Here is a 14845-nt window from a genome sequence, read left to right on the forward strand (position 1 = left end):
TGGAGTAGCTTCCGTCCGACGTACGGCGTACGTAGGAGGTCGGGCGGCATGACCGAGTCCAAGGCGCTCAGAGCGCTGCGCGAGGCGATCGTCCTGGAGCTCATCGAGTCGCAGAACGAGTACGACTTCGACGCGGGCCTGGCCCCCTTCAGCCGCCCCCGGTTCGAGATCATGGCCACCGGTCAGGTCCTCGACGGCACCGAGGCGGTGCGGGACTACTGGACGCGCACGCGCGCGGCGTTCCCCGACCAGAAGAGCAAGGTCGTCGAGGTCTACCACGCCGACGACGCCGTGATCGTCGAGTTCGAGCTGCAGGGCACGCACCTGGGCAGCCTGACCGGCGAACCGGTGACCGGCAAGTCGTTCAAGGTCCGGATGTCCGGGTTCTTCCTGTTCGACAAGGACGTGCTGGTCTGCCAACGCGTCTACGGCGACTCCGCGACGGTGCTGCACCAGCTCGGCCTGATCGAGGCCCCGCAAGAGTATTAGCGCCCGCACGGGCACAAGACGCAGCGAAGCCGCTGTCCGAAAACGGACAGCGGCTTCGCGACAGATCAGATGTGCTGACCAGTCAGACTCAGACGGCGCGAACGCCCTGGGCCTGCGGGCCCTTCTGGCCCTGACCGATCTCGAACTCGACCCGCTGGTTCTCCTCGAGAGCCTTGTAGCCGTTCATCTGGATCTCGGAGTAGTGGACGAACACGTCGGCGCCACCGTTGTCAGGGGAGATGAAGCCGAAGCCCTTCTCCGCGTTGAACCACTTGACGGTGCCCTGTACTGCCATCTTGCTACTTCTCCTCTAACAGGTGCCGGATCGCGCTCGCGACCACCGGGTCAAGCTTGGAACTGCGTCATCTCCGGAACCTGGAGAATCCACACGCTCTCAACCTCGTCGCATGATCACGCTCAAGCACGAACACACAACGTACGACCATGGACAGTGAACCACGACCTCCCGCTCCCAGTCGAGCCATCGTTCGCGCTGCTACCGTGAGATCCGGAACGAGGACGCGGAGGTGGCCGTGCCCCAGGTGGCGGCGTTGTCGATCACGGTGGCGGTGGCCCCGCGCGTGCGCGCCGGACTGCACGCCCTCCTGTTCGCCCGGTTGACCAGCCTGTCCGCCGAGCTCGCCCCGCGGCCCTCCGGCGGCGTGACGAACCTCGTCACCGGGACCGTCACCGGCAACGTGGTCCAGGTCACCGGAAACGTCGACGGTGGCATCAACATCGGCTCCGGGCCGCACCGGAGGCGGTAACCTGGAGGGTCGTTGGACCCGGGGGGCCGTGGCTTTGACCGGCAGTGAACGACTGCTCTTCTTCTTCGTCGGACTGGTGACCACGTTCGTGTTCATCCGCATCAGCGTGCGCATGATCAGGGCGAAGGTGCGCTGGTGGCCGCGCAACGTCGTGCACGGGGACACGCACGTGCACCACGTCGTGTTCGGCACGGTGCTGCTGCTCCTGTCCAGCGTGACCAGCCTGGTGATCCCGGACGACCTGCACGGCGCGCGGCTCGCGGCCGCGGCGGGGCTCGGCGTCGGGGCCGCGCTGGTGCTGGACGAGTTCGCGCTGATCCTGCACCTGCGGGACGTGTACTGGACGAAGGCGGGCCGGCTGTCGGTGGACGCGGTGTTCCTCGCCGTGGGGCTGACCGGGCTGTTCCTGCTGGGCGCGCGGCCGCTGGGCTACGACGAGGTGCTGCAGCTCAACCCGGAGACGACGCCGGCGAGCACGTTCACGTTGCGGCTCATCGCGATCGGCGTCAACCTGTGCTTCGCCATCGCGGCACTGCTCAAGGGCAAGATCTGGACCGGACTGCTGGGCCTGCTGGTGCCGGTCGTGCCCGCGGTGGGCGCGGTCCGGCTCGCGCGGCCGGGGTCGCCGTGGGCGCGCTGGCGCTACCGGGAGGGCTCGCGGAAGCTGGCCCGCGCGTACCGGCGCGAGGCGCGGATCCGGCAGCCGATCATCCGGGCGAAGATCGCCGTGCAGGAGTTCATCTCCGGCCGCCACGACCTCCCCGACTAGTGCCGGGGAGGTCGTGGCGGGCGACCGGGGTCAGCCGCCGACGATGTCCTGCTGCACGCACACCGGTTGCAGCTCGCTCGCGCACAGCTCCTGCGCCTTGATCACGCCCTGGGTCACCATGGTGCGCACCGTGTCGCGCTTGATCAGCGTGGCGCCCAGCAGCACGGCCTTCACGTCCCGCCGGGAGACGGGGTCGCGCAGGTTGCCCGTCGCGAGGTCGTCGGCACCGGCCAGGTCGCCGCGGGCGACCGCGATGGCCAGCCGGGCGGCCGCCTCCGCCTCGTCGCGCACCGGCTTGTAGACGGTCACGCACTGGTCGCCGCGCAGCACGGCCCGCAGACCGTCCAGTGTGGCGTCCTGCCCGGTGACCGGGACCTTGCCCGCGAGGCCCTTCTTCCTGAGCACCTCGATGACCGCGCCGCCGAGGCCGTCGTTCGCGGCGACCACGCCGTCGACCTTGCCGCCGTTCTCGGTGAGGATCCGCTCGAACACCTGTCCGCCGAGGACCGCGTCCCAGTTGTCCACCGGCGCCGACTTCACGAGCTTCAGCGCCCCGCTGGCGTACTTGGCCTCCAGCCGGTCCTTGTGGCCCTGCGCGAACAGCGTCGCGTTGTGGTCGGTGGGCGCGCCCTCGACCTCGATGATCTGGGCACCCGGCCGGTCACCGAGGCAGCCGAGCAGCCCCTCCGCCTGGAGCTGGCCGACGTTGCGGCTGTCGAAACCGACGTGGTACTCGGCCAGGCCGCCGAGCGTCACGCGGTCGTAGTCGATGACCGTGATGCCGGCGTCTTTCGCCTTCTTCTGCACGGCGAGGCCACCGGCCGACGACAACGGCGTGATGACCAGTACCTTCACCTTGCGCCGGATCATCTCGTCGGCGATCTGGGCGAACTTCGCCTCGTTGCCGTCCGCGTTCTCGATGAACGGCTCGATGTCGGCGTAGTTGAACGCCTGCGTCAACAATGGGCGATCTTGTTCTTCCCACCGCGTCGAGGACGTTCGGTCCGGAAGGATTACACCGACAACGGGTTTGGGGCCGCGCGTGGGCAGGGACAGACCGCCCTGGTCAGCATCGCCGCAACCGGAGAGAAGGAGGAGCGCGCATGCCGACGCCGCCATTACCCGTCTTCGCATAAACGCGGAGTTCATCGCTTGCGAGATGTTAAGTCAAGATTTCTTCTCGGCCATCACGCTCTGCGGCCGATCGACTACAGTTCGATTCCGTACGAAAGGCGCTGATGTTCGCCCTATTTCGCACCTAGTGTGCTGGACTTGGGCGGCAATCGGGGGCCGTACCTTCTGTGTTGGATCCAGCCCTGACCGGGTGTGAGGAGACAGCTAGGTGAGAACGCGCAGAACCGTGATGGCGGTGGCGGCAACGGTGTCGCTGATCGCCGCGGGCACATCGGCGGCGGGGGCAGCGCCGGCCGCGGCCGGGCAGCAGCAGGACACGGAGTACACGGTGCTCCTGCAGGACCCGGGCAACCGCGACTTCGCGATCGACGCCGTGCACGCGGCGGGTGGCGAGGTCGTGCGGGACAACCAGGCGATCGGCCTGCTGACCGTGAAGGCACCCGCGAACGGCTTCGTGGAGAAGGTCTCGGCGTCGAAGGACGTCGCCGGCGCCGCACGCGCGAAGCCGATCGGCCACGCGCCGGCGCAGAAGAAGGCCGAGAAGGCCAAGCGCGACAACGTGGAGAAGGAGAACACCACCACCGCGGCGAACAAGGCTCCCGCCGCGCCGAAGTCGACCGCGGGCATGGACCCGCTCGACGGCGACCTGTGGGGCCTGAACCTCGTCCGCTCGAACATCGCCCGCGCCAAGCAGGCCGGTGACAAGCGGGTGTACGTCGGCATCCTCGACACCGGTGTGGACGGTTCGCACCCGGACATCGCGCCGAACTTCAACAACGAGCTGTCGCGCAACTTCACCGTCGACATCCCGAACGACGCCGACGGTGGCGAGTTCGACGGCCCGTGCGAGTTCCGCGGCTGCGTCGACCCGGCCAACTGGGACGACGGCGGCCACGGCACGCACGTCGCCGGCACCATCGGCGCCGCTGCCAACGGCTTCGGCATCTCCGGTGTCGCGCCGGGCGTGTCGCTGGTCAACATCCGCGGTGGGCAGGACGCGGGGTCGTTCTTCCTGCAGCCGGTCGTCGACGCGCTGACCTACGGCGCCGACATCGGCCTCGACGTGATCAACATGTCGTTCTACGTCGACCCGTGGTACATGAACTGCGCCAACGACTCCACCGCCACGGCGGAGGAGCAGCTGGAGCAGCGCACGATCATCGCGACCGTGCAGCGCGCCCTGAACTACGCGCACCGCAAGGGCGTCACGCTGATCGGCGCGGGCGGCAACAACCACGAGGACCTCGGCAAGCCGCGCACCGACACGGCGAGCCCGAACTACCCGCCGGGTCACGCCCGTCCCCGCCCGATCGACAACGCCACCTGCCTCAACCTGCCGACCGAGGGCAACCACGTCATCTCGGTCTCGTCGCTCGGCCCGTCGACCGCCAAGGCGGACTACTCCAACTACGGTGTGGAGCAGACCGCGCTCTCGGCTCCCGGCGGCTACTTCCGCGACGGCCTCGGCACGCCGTGGTACCGCACCAACGAGAACATGATCCTGTCGACCTACCCGCGCAACGTCGCCCTCGCCGAGGGCAACATCGACGAGGCCGGGAACATCACGCAGAAGGGCCTCGACGCCGGCGTCAAGAAGGCCGTCGACGGTGACAGGGTCGGCTACTACCAGTACCTGCAGGGCACCTCGATGGCCGCCCCGCACGCCGCTGGTGTCGCCGCGCTGGTCGTGAGCCAGTACGGCAAGAAGGACAAGAAGAACGGCGGCCTCACCCTCGACCCCGACAAGGTCGAGAAGGTGCTGTACAAGACGGCGATCCAGCGTGCGTGCCCGAACCCGCGCACGGTGTCGTACGTCAACGTCGGCCGTTCCGCCGAGTTCGACGCCACCTGCGAGGGTGACGCGAAGTTCAACGGCTTCTACGGTCACGGCATCGTGGACGCCTACGGCGCGGTGACCCGCGGCGGTCAGTTCATCTGATTTCCGTTGCACCACAGGGGCTCCCGGCTTCGGCCGGGAGCCTTTGCCGTTTCCGGGGCCCGTTGCGGGGATTGTCCGTTTCGCGAATTAGTAAAGACTCTTGCCAATAGTGGTGTGGACCGCTTACCGTTGCCCTCACGCCGCCCGGGACCCCACACATCTCTGCCCCGGAGGAAAACCGTGAAACTCTCTGGTCGCATCGCGGCCGCGCTTCTGGCGTGCGCCGCGCTCATCACCACCACCGCAACAACGGCTTCCGCAGCCAACCTCGACGAGCCGCGCCTCAAGGACATCGCGATGCAGATCGTGTCCAGCGCGGAGAACTCCTCCACGGACTGGAGGGCCCAGTTCGGCTACATCGAGGACATCGACGACGGTCGCGGCTACACCGCCGGGATCATCGGCTTCTGCAGTGGCACGGGGGACATGCTCGACCTGGTCGAGCTCTACAAGTCCCGCAAGCCCGGCAACGTGCTGGAGAAGTACCTCCCCGCACTGCGCAGGGTGAACGGCACGGACTCGCACTCGGGCCTGGACCCGAACTTCACCAGGGACTGGAAGACCGCGGCGAAGGACTCGACCTTCAAGGCGGCCCAGGAGTCCGAACGCGACCGCGTGTACTTCAACCCGGCCGTGGCACAGGGCAAGGCCGACGGAGTGCGCGCGCTCGGCCAGTTCGCTTACTACGACGCGATCGTCGTCCACGGCGACGGTGGCGACAAGACCAGCTTCAGCAACATCCGCAAGCGCGCGCTGGGCAAGGCGAAGCCGCCGTCGCAGGGCGGCAACGAGACCACCTGGCTCAACGCGTTCATGGACGCCCGCGTGTGGGCGATGAAGCAGGAGGCCGCGCACGAGGACGTCTCCCGCATCGAGACCGCGCAGCGCGTGTGGCTCAAGGCAGGCAACTTCGACCTGAAGACGCCGCTCAAGTGGAAGGTCTACGGCGACAGCTTCGAGATCAGGTGACCTCGTGACCGCGCAGGTGAAGGGCGTCCCGATCGGGGCGCCCTTCACCGTGCGACCGGGGGTGGTCCCCTGCCGCGCTTCGACGCAGCGCGCTCCCCCGCGCGGCCGAACGGGTGATCCATTCGGCCAACACGGCGAAACCGCAGGCAGATTGCGTCGTTCGCCCCCGTAGGAACTCCACGGCTGCATAGAGTTCTTCGATCCCCGCACCTCGGAGGAGGCCAACGGTGTTCGAAGGGCGCACCCGGCTGCGCGGACTCGTCCAAGGCCTGGTCGGGGCCGTGGGGGCAGGTGCGACACCGGTGCTCGTCGTCGAGGGCTGCGGAGGCTCCGGCAAGTCCGCGCTGCTGCACCAGACGGTGCTGGAGTGGCAGGACCGGACGCCCACGGTGCTCGTGCGGCCGCGTGAGCTGAGCGCCGACGACGAGGACACCGCGTGGGACAGCGCGGTGCGGCCGGTGCTCGCGGCCGTGCTGCTGGGGCTGAGCACCGAGGTCCCCGGCTTCCCCCTGTCGTTCGAACGCGTCCTGCTCGCGCAGATCGCCATGCGCGTCGACACCGACACCCTCGACCAGGAGGCCGCGCTCGAAGAGCTCAACCGGCAGACGAACAACTACCGCGACCGCAACCTGCGCGACCTGGTGCGCGACCTCGCCGCCACGGCCGGCTCGCTGATCCAGCTGCCGGTGGACCCGGCGCCGGTGGTGAACCGGATCGCCGACTACCTCGGCGGCATGCTGGAAACCTCGCGCCGGGCGTCCGGCTTCCGCTGGAGCAGGGCGGCGCTGGAGTGGTTCGGGCACCAGGACCAGCGGCTCTCCCTCAACGCCGACCACGCCCGGTTGCGGCTGAGCGCCCAGGCCCGCAGCAGGGACCCCGACGTGCGCCGCGACGTCGACGACCTGCTCGTCGCCGCCCTGCTGGCCGATCTGCGGCACAGCCTCGCGCCGGTCAGCACCCGGCGGCACAACGTGCTGATGCTGCTCGACGACGGCGACATCGCGGTGGCCACGACGTTCGTCCGCGCGCTGCTGCGGGTGCGCAGGGCGATCGCGGACACCGCCCGCGGCGGCCATCCCGCGCTGCCCGACCCGCTGCTCGTCGTGACCACGAGCGGCGGGCTGCTGGCCGAGGAACTGGCCGAGGACGAGCTGCCGGAGGCACCGGTGCTCGCCGAGTCCGATGTGGACGCCGACCTCGCCCGCTCAGCACGCGTGTGGCTGCGGGTCCGGTCGGAGGACCTGACGAGCAAGGACGTCGTGCAGCTCGCCAAGAGCCACCTGTGGCCCAACGACCTCGCCGCGAGCACCGTGGGCAAGGTCGTGCACCGGTTGAGCCGCGGTCACCCGAAGTCCGTCGACACGCTGCTGCGCAAGCTCCACGACGAACCGAGCCGCACCCGTGAGCCCGCCAGGCTGCTGCGCGGCGCGGAGACGGGCCTGCTCGAACCGTTCGTGCGCGAGTTCTCCGCCGGGGGCAGGGCGAACAAGCACCACGTGCAGGCCCTCGTCACGTTGTCGGCGGCGCTCACCAAGCTGGAGGCGCAGACGCTCGCCCCGCTGCTGCCCGACCCGGTCGGGCTGGGCTCGCCGCTGTACTCGTCGCCGACGCTGTGGACACCGGGTGAGTCCGGTGAGCAGCGGCTGCCACCGCTCGTCCGCTACCTCGGCCTGCGGCTGCTGGCCGCGCGGCCCGGCACCGACGAGGCGTCGTGGGACGCGGTGGTCGGCAAGCTGCGCGACCACGCCGGTGACGAGGGTCCCCGGCTGCGGCACACGCTGCTGCTGGGCGACCGCGCGGCGGTGGCGGCGGAGCTGCTGGAGTCGTTGGCGGACATGGCGACCAAGGCCTGGCTCGACCTCTTCGACCTGGTCACCGGTGAGGTGAACCCGCGCGAGACCGCGCCGGACTCGATCGGCGGTGCCGCGCGCGGCAGCGACCTGGCCCACGTCCACCGGCTGCTCGGCGTCGTGCCCGCGTTCGACCACGACCCGTGCGTCACCGACCCCGACGTGCTGCAGGACTACGCCGTGCACGTGGAACAAGCCCTGCGGCAGCTCTCCAACCGCGCGCAGGACCCGGCGCTGCTGCTCAGGCGCGCACAGCGCTACGAACGGTTCGGGAGGAACCACCGGTGACGTTCACCGAACGCTTCTACCTCGGGATCTGGCCCAGACCGCGAGCGCTGCGGCACCCCGCGAAGTGGACCGACTGGCTGCGCCCGGTCGCCGTGCTCGCGGTCGTCGCGCTCGTGGCCGGGGGCGTCACCGGCGGTCCGTGGCTGTGGAAGCGGTTGTCCTGCAAGGACGGCTGGCTGCCCAGCGCGGACGTGTGGTCGGCCGGCGGCGAGTGCGTCGGGCTGAGCCAGGGGCCCTACGCCTTCGAGCTCGACGCGTTCACGAACGTGCTGAAGGTGATCGAGAAGCAGAACGCCGCGGCGGCCGAGGTCTGCGACCCCAGCGGCACCCCGGTGACGGTCGGCGTGCTGCTCACGATGACCGACCAGTACGCCGGTGCGCGAGCCGTGCACGAGCTGGAGGGCATGGCGGCCGGGCAGGCCCGCGCGAACGGCACCGGCTGCCTGCACCCGGTGCGGCTGCTGGTCGGCAACATCGGCGCGTACGGGCCGGAGCAGGAGGCCGTGCAGGTCGCGCGCCGACTCGCCGACCACCCCGAGGTCGTCGCCGTGGCCGGGATCGGGCTGAGCCACCAGCACTCGGCGGAGATCGCCGACCTGCTGGCGGCGGAGAAGATCCCGATGGTCTCGGACCTGGTCACGGCGGAGGGGTTCGACCAGAGCGGTTCCACGGCGCAGGAGACGGACTACAGCGGCTGCGAGCCCGACACGACCTACCAGAACGGCGTGGGCCGCGACCACTACTACCGGGTGGCCTTCCGCGGCTCCGAGCAGATCCGCTCGCTCGGCGCGGCGCTGCCGGGCACCCGGCTCGACTTCATCATGGTGCCGACCGGCGGCACCGACCCCTACACCTGCACCGCGTTGCCGTTGATGCACAAGCAGTTCGGCGGCAACATCACCGAGGTCAAGTTCGACCCGGACGAGGCGAGCACGGTGTCGCAGACCGCCAGGCGGGTCTGCAACGTGACCAAGGACGTGACGGTCGGCTACATCGCCCGCGGCCGCGACCTGGCGATGTTCCTGCACAGCCTCGACCAGGAGTTCTCGCAGGGCCACTGCTCGGCGAGCTCGATCACGGTGGTGAGCACGTCGGACGGGCAGCGGGTGCGGGCGGCCGAGCTCGACCCGCGGCTGGAGGACCTGCGCGTGCAGGCGTTGTCCTCGCCCTCCTTCACCTCCGGCAAGCTGCGCCTGGTGGCCACCCTGGTCGGTGGGGCGGACAAGCAGGTCCCCGGCAACACCGGGTTCGCCGACTTCGAGCGCCAGTTCACCCGGATCGGGTTCGACGTGGCGCACACCGACGCGGGCTGGGCGGTCAACGGCTACGACGCCGTGTCCGTGGTCGAGGAGGCCGTCAACAAGCTGCCGGTGACCAAACCGGTGCAGCGCAGCCAGGTGAACACCCAGATCAGCTTCGTCTCCTCACCGGAGACCGCGGTGCTGGGAGCGGGCGGGCCGATCATGTTCGACAACGACGGCAACCGGGTCGGCGCCGAGCCGCCGGTCGTGCGGGTGTGCCCGTTGCCGCAAAAGCAGAACGGGGCGGTGGGCCGGGTCCGCAGCGTGACGCTGCACCCCGGCACCCCCACCCCGTCCTGCTGAGCGGGCGTCTGCAAGTACCACCGACTTCATGTCGGTGGTACTTGCAGACGCCACTTCCTAGAGCTGGGTCCAGTCGAGCACCGGCGCCGCGAAGTCGCGGATGGACGCCAGCAGCCCCAGGCGGGCCGCCTTCACGTCCGCGTCCTCGGCCATCACGAGCACCTCGTCGAAGAACGTGTTGATCGGCCCGGTCAGCTCCCCGGCCGCCGCCACGAACGCCGCGAGACCGGCGACGTCCTTGGTCACACCGTCGAACGCCTTGTGCAGCGCCACTTCCGCCGGCTCGGCCAGCACCGCGGCGTCGTAGGACGGCGCCACGTCCGCGGGCACGATCCGGCGCACCCGCTGCAACGCGGCCGCGAGTGCGTCGAAGGACTCGTCGCCCGCCAGCGACTCCAGCTGCGCGAGCGTCTCGTCGGCGAGGACCGGCGAGTCGGCCAGCGGCAGCACCGCCTGCACGAACCGGTGCTCGTGGCCCGCGTCGAGCAGCGCCTGCTCGTAGCGGCGGACGGCGAACTCCCGTGCCGTCTCCAGCGCCTCGGCCGGCACCTCGAGCCCTTCCGCGGCGAGCGACAGCGCCTTCGTCAGCGTGATCGCGCGCAGGCCGGGGAACGCGCGCAGCACGCTCACCGCGCCCAGCGCCGCCCGCCGGAGCCCGAACGGGTCGGACGAGCCGGTCGGCTGCGCCCCGATGCCGAAGAGGCCTGCCAGCAGGTCGAACCGGTCCGCGAGCGACAGCAGCGCACCCGGCACCGACGACGGCAGCGCGTCACCGGCCGACCGGGGCAGCTCCATCTCCCACAACGCCTGCGCGACCTCGGGGGTCTCCCCCGCCCGCACCGCGTACTCCTTCGCCATCACACCGGCGAGCGACGACAGCTCGATCACCATCTGCGAGCCGAGGTCGAACTTCGCGAGCTGCCCCGCGCGGTCCAGCGTCTCGCGGTCGACCTCGACCACACCGGCGAAGCGACCGGCCAGTGCGGCGATGCGGCCGGCGCGGTCGGCCATCGAGCCGAGCTTGTCCGCGAACGTCAGCTTCGCCAGCCCCGCCTTCATCTCCTCCAGCGGCGTCTTGAGGTCGGCGCGCCAGAAGAACGCCGCGTCCTCGTACCGGGCGCGCAGCACGGCCTCGTTGCCCGCGCGGACCAGGTCGGCGTCCACCGACCCGTTCGCCACGGCCACGAAGTGCGGCAGCAGCGCGCCGTCGGCGGTGCGGACCGGCAGGTACCGCTGGTGCTTGCGCATGACCGTGGTGAGGATCTGGCCGGGCAGCTCCAGGTACCGCTCCTCGAACGAGCCGAGGATCGGCGTCGGCCACTCGACCAGGTTCGTCACCTCGTCCAGCAGGCCGTCGACCTCCGCGACACCGCCGGCGGACGCGGCGAGCTCCTGCGCGGCGGCCACGATCGCCTCGGCGCGGGCCTGCGCGTCGACCTGGATGCCGTGTGAGGACAGGAACTCCGGGTAACCGTCCGCGGCGGACACCTCGACCACCGGCGCGTCGGCCGTGCGGTGCACGCGGGTGACCGTGCCGGAGGCCAGCGCCGACACCGCGACCGGCACCGGCGTGGTGCCGAGCAGCGCGAGCAGCCAGCGGATCGGGCGGGTGAACGACAGCTTCGGGTCGTTCCACTTCATGTTCTTCTCGGCGCGCAGGTCGGAGATGACCTCGCCGAGCAGCCCGCTGAGCACCTCGACGGCACCGCGACCGGCATCGGTCCTGGTGAGCGCCACGAACTCGACGCCGTTCTCCTCGACCCGGCCCAGCGCGGCGACGTCGACGCCCTGGCCGCGGGCGAAGCCCTGCACGGCCTTCGTCGGGTTGCCGTCGGCGTCGAACGCGGCGGAGACCCGCGGTCCGCGCACCGTGCGCTCGGCGTCCGGCTCCTGCGGCGACACCTCGGGCACCAGCACGACGATCCGGCGCGGCGTGCCGTGCACGGTCACCTCGCCGTGCGTCAGGCGGGTCGCACCGAGCTTCGCCGTCACACCGGCGCGCACCGCGTCCACGGTCCGCAGCACCTCGGCCGGCGGCAGCTCCTCCGTGCCGATCTCGAACAGCAGCGTCGCGGGCTCGGTCACGTCGGCGAACGACGTCGGCGCGGCGGCGGGGGCCAGGGTCTCGGCGAGGCCCAGCGGGTGGCCGAGCTCCTCGCGCCGCTCCGCCCACAGCGCGGCGACCTCGCGGGCCAGCCCGCGCATCCGGCCGAACGCACGCGCGCGCTCGGTCGTAGAGATCGAACCGCGCGCGTCGAGCACGTTGAAGATGTGCGAGCACTTCAGCACGAAGCTGTGCGCCGGGACGGGCAGGCGGGCGTCGAGCATCCGGCGCGCCTCGGCCGCGAACTCCTCGAAGAGGCGCTTGTTCGCCTCCACGTCCGCGTCGTCGAGGTAGTACCGCGACATCTCGTACTCGGACTGGCCGAACGCCTCGCCGTAGGAGATGCCGGGCGCGTAGGCGATCTTCTTGAAGTGGTCGACGCCCTGCAGCGCCATCATGATCCGCTCGATGCCGTAGGTGATCTCCACCGACACCGGGTCCAGCGTCATGCCGCCGGCCTGCTGGAAGTAGGTGAACTGGGTGATCTCCAGGCCGTCGAGCCAGACCTCCCAGCCCAGGCCCCACGCGCCCAGTGCGGGCGAGGCCCAGTTGTCCTCGACGAACCGCACGTCGTGGGCCCGCACGTCGATGCCCAGCGCCTCCAGCGAGCCCAGGTAGAGCTCCTGCGGGTTGCCGGGGTCGGGCTTGAGGATCACCTGGAACTGGGTGTGGGTCTGCAGCCGGTTCGGGTTCTCGCCGTAACGGGCGTCGTCGGGCCGCACGGACGGCTCCACGTACGCGACGCGCCACGGCTCGGGACCGAGCACCCGGAGCACGGTCGCCGGGTTCAGCGTCCCGGCTCCGACCTCGGTGTTGAAGGGCTGCACGACGAGGCAGCCCCGTTCGGTCCAGTACTTGGTCAGCGCGAGCAGCGCGTCCTGCATCGTCAACACGGCGGCCAGTCTACGAAGCGGACAAAACCCCTGGTCACGGGGCCTGGATCGGGTGGTCTTCCCCACTGTGTCACGCTACGCACAACCAAGTGGGGAGTCACCACGTCTACTTGGGGTACCCGCACGTGCCGAGAGGAGTGGGTGTGGACAACCGGCCGCCGCGGCCAGGAGAGCCGAACGGGTCTCCTCGGCGACCCAGCGCCACCCCGCGTCCGCCGTCGGGGCAGCCCCGCCGTCCTCAGGACCCGCCGCGCGGCTCGGAGCCGCCCCGCAGGGACCCGCGCCGGTCGGACCAGCCGAAGCGCCAGGAACCGCCGCGCCGGGAGCCGCCCAGGCGCGTGGAACCACCCCGTCGCGGCACGTCGGACAGCCGCGGCGAGCCAGCGGGCCGCGCGGAGCCGCGCCGTGTGCCCGCCCGCGCCTCGTCGTCCGGCCCGCGCCCGCGTCCGGTGGCCGACCGCCCCACCGTCCGCACGACCCCGGCGAAGACCGCCGCGCCCGCCGCCAAGCCGCCGCAGCGCCCCGCCCAGCGCCCGCGTCCCGCCGCCGCCCGCCGCCCGAGCGCGGCCCAGCGCGGTGCGTCGACCGGCGCCAGGATCTTCATCAGCATGCTGTCGGCGACGGTCCTGCTGGTCACCGGCATCGCGTGGCAGAACCTCACCTCGTTGACCGACGGCCTCACCAAGCAGGACCTGAACCTCGCCGACGCCGGGGAGAAGCCCGCCGACGGCGCGATCGACATCCTGCTCGTCGGCATGGACAGCCGCACCGACTCCAAGGGCAACCCGCTGCCGCAGAACGTCCTGAACGAGCTGCAGGCGGGCGGCAGCGACGACGGCGGGTTCAACACCGACACGCTGATCCTGCTGCACATCCCGAACGACAGCGGCAAGGCCTTCGCGGTGTCGTTCCCGCGCGACTCCTACGTGAAGATCGCGGGCGGCTTCGGCCGCCACAAGATCAACTCCGCCTACGGCTACGCCAAGAACCAGGCCGCCGAGAAGCTCAAGGGCAGCGGCAAGAGCGGCCCCGAGGTCGAGATGGAGTCGCGCAAGGCCGGCGCGAACAACCTCATCGAGACCATCCAGAACCTGACCGACGTGAAGATCGACCACTACGCCGAGGTCAACCTGGTCGGCTTCTACGAGATCACCAAGGCCATCGGCGGCATCGACGTGTGCCTGAACTCGAACGTCCGCGACAGCTTCTCCGGCGCGAACTTCAAGGCAGGCCCGCAGACCATCGAGGGCAAGAACGCGCTGGCGTTCGTCCGCCAGCGCCACGGCCTGCCCATGGGCGACCTCGACCGCGTCGTCCGCCAGCAGGTGTTCATGGCCGGTCTGGCGAAGAAGATGCTCTCCGCGGGCGTGCTGGCCGACAGCACCAAGCGCAACGACATGATCAAGGCCGTGTCCGGCGCGATCGTGCTCGACGACGGCTGGGACATCACGAAGTTCGCGTTGCAGATGAAGGACATGACCGGCGGGAACATGACGTTCCAGACCATCCCGACCGGCAACCCCGACCTGCAGACCCCCGAGGACGGCAGCGCGGTCGAGGTGAAGGAGAACGAGGTCCGCAAGTTCGTGAAGAACCTCGGCAAGACCCCGGACGCCGCCGACGTCCCCGACCCGACCTTCGACAACGCCACCGTCACGGTCGACGTCCGCAACGCCTCCGGCCAGCCCGGCCTCGCGGCCACGGTCCTGCAGTCCCTCGTCACGAAGGGCTTCGTCGGCGGCCAGACCGGCAACGCCGCCGCGCTGGCCACGTCCGTCGTCCGCTACCCCCAGGGCGGCGAGGCGGCCGGCAAGGCCGTCCAGCAGGTCCTGGGCGGCATCGACACCGAGGAGGACGGCGACCTCCCCGCCGGCCGCGTCCGCGTGTTCCTCGGCGCGGACTACTCCGGTCCCGGCTCGCAGGGCTTCACCGGCACCCCGCTGCTCGCACTGGACGGCGCCCGCCAGCAGCCCGCCCCGCCCCCTGCCCCCATCTCCGCGGACGGCGTGCGCTGCGTGAACTGATACTCAGAGTAGAGT

Annotated in this window: 11 protein-coding genes; 8 read left to right on the plus strand and 3 right to left on the minus strand. The window is 70.5% G+C overall.

Features of this window, described 5'->3' with window-relative positions; all coding sequences use genetic code 11:
• Nucleotides 1-48 precede the first annotated feature (48 nt).
• Nucleotides 49-489 (plus strand): ester cyclase, encoded by a 441-nt coding sequence (locus tag ACZ7CF_RS31845; RefSeq protein WP_470371320.1) that lies wholly within the window; start codon nucleotides 49-51, stop codon nucleotides 487-489.
• An 88-nt stretch (nucleotides 490-577) separates the two neighbouring features.
• On the opposite strand, the gene ACZ7CF_RS31850 is transcribed toward ACZ7CF_RS31845, so the two are convergent.
• On the minus strand, nucleotides 578-784 hold the full coding sequence (locus ACZ7CF_RS31850; protein WP_030468404.1) for a cold-shock protein: 207 nt from the start codon (nucleotides 782-784) through the stop codon (nucleotides 578-580).
• Between the two features lie 232 nt (nucleotides 785-1016).
• Here ACZ7CF_RS31850 and ACZ7CF_RS31855 point away from each other — a divergent pair, with 232 nt between their 5' ends.
• Nucleotides 1017-1256 carry a hypothetical protein gene (locus tag ACZ7CF_RS31855; protein ID WP_470371321.1) on the plus strand — a complete coding sequence of 80 codons (240 nt, stop codon included), beginning with the start codon at nucleotides 1017-1019 and terminating at the stop codon, nucleotides 1254-1256.
• Nucleotides 1257-1332: 76 nt separating this feature from the next.
• On the plus strand, nucleotides 1333-2025 hold the full coding sequence (locus ACZ7CF_RS31860; RefSeq protein ID WP_360400604.1) for a hypothetical protein: 693 nt from the start codon (nucleotides 1333-1335) through the stop codon (nucleotides 2023-2025).
• Nucleotides 2026-2055: 30 nt separating this feature from the next.
• Here ACZ7CF_RS31860 and ACZ7CF_RS31865 read toward each other — a convergent pair whose 3' ends face one another.
• On the minus strand, nucleotides 2056-3174 hold the full coding sequence (locus ACZ7CF_RS31865) for a sugar ABC transporter substrate-binding protein (protein ID WP_458434089.1): 1119 nt from the start codon (nucleotides 3172-3174) through the stop codon (nucleotides 2056-2058).
• Nucleotides 3175-3388: 214 nt separating this feature from the next.
• Here ACZ7CF_RS31865 and ACZ7CF_RS31870 point away from each other — a divergent pair, with 214 nt between their 5' ends.
• From ACZ7CF_RS31870 to ACZ7CF_RS31885, 4 genes are all read left to right on the plus strand, one after another.
• A complete protein-coding gene (locus ACZ7CF_RS31870) occupies nucleotides 3389-5098 on the plus strand; it encodes a S8 family serine peptidase (protein ID WP_470371476.1) in 1710 nt (569 codons plus the stop codon).
• 180 nt (nucleotides 5099-5278) lie between these two features.
• A complete protein-coding gene (locus ACZ7CF_RS31875) occupies nucleotides 5279-6067 on the plus strand; it encodes a chitosanase (protein WP_458434090.1) in 789 nt (262 codons plus the stop codon).
• Between the two features lie 227 nt (nucleotides 6068-6294).
• On the plus strand, nucleotides 6295-8205 hold the full coding sequence (locus ACZ7CF_RS31880; RefSeq protein WP_470371322.1) for a hypothetical protein: 1911 nt from the start codon (nucleotides 6295-6297) through the stop codon (nucleotides 8203-8205).
• Entirely contained in the window at nucleotides 8202-9809 is a 1608-nt protein-coding gene (locus tag ACZ7CF_RS31885) for an ABC transporter substrate-binding protein (protein ID WP_470371323.1), read from the plus strand. The genes ACZ7CF_RS31880 and ACZ7CF_RS31885 overlap by 4 nt, the downstream gene beginning before the upstream one ends.
• A 57-nt stretch (nucleotides 9810-9866) precedes the next feature.
• Here the strand turns inward: ACZ7CF_RS31885 and ACZ7CF_RS31890 are convergent, their stop codons facing one another.
• Nucleotides 9867-12797: a glycine--tRNA ligase gene (locus tag ACZ7CF_RS31890; RefSeq protein WP_470371477.1), complete on the minus strand. Its 2931-nt coding sequence runs from the start codon at nucleotides 12795-12797 to the stop codon at nucleotides 9867-9869.
• Between the two features lie 347 nt (nucleotides 12798-13144).
• On the opposite strand from ACZ7CF_RS31890, the gene ACZ7CF_RS31895 reads away from it, so the two are divergent.
• Complete coding sequence (locus ACZ7CF_RS31895; RefSeq protein ID WP_470371324.1) at nucleotides 13145-14830, plus strand: LCP family protein; 1686 nt, start codon at nucleotides 13145-13147, stop codon at nucleotides 14828-14830.
• The last annotated feature ends 15 nt before the right edge of the window (nucleotides 14831-14845 follow it).

Source organism: Lentzea sp. NPDC036955 (assembly GCF_055608005.1).